This is a genomic window from Burkholderia sp. Ac-20349 (genome assembly GCF_017104865.1).
Taxonomy (GTDB): Bacteria; Pseudomonadota; Gammaproteobacteria; order Burkholderiales; family Burkholderiaceae; genus Burkholderia; species Burkholderia aenigmatica.
Window position 1 is genome coordinate 1 of record NZ_JAAGPM010000380.1, and the last position, 247, is coordinate 247.

Here is a 247-nt window from a genome sequence, read left to right on the forward strand (position 1 = left end):
TGCTGTACCAGGCGCTGGCGGCGGGCGAGACGCTCCCGGAAGTGGAAGTGAAGTGGTATCGCACCTCTACTGAAGGCAAGCAGGAGCATTTCTTCACGACCAAGCTGGAAGACGCCACGATCGTCAATATCAACACCGCGCTGCCGCACGCGCAGGACCCCAGCAAGGCCGAGTACACCCAATTGGTGAAGGTCTCCATGGCGTACCGCAAGATCACCTGGACTCATGCGATCGCCGGTACCGAGGC

General features: G+C 60.7%; 1 protein-coding gene. It reads left to right on the forward strand.

Going from position 1 to position 247, the window contains the following annotated elements:
- A partial coding sequence (gene tssD, locus G3N61_RS39345; RefSeq protein WP_205825146.1) for a type VI secretion system tube protein TssD occupies positions 1-247 on the forward strand: 247 nt, incomplete at both ends.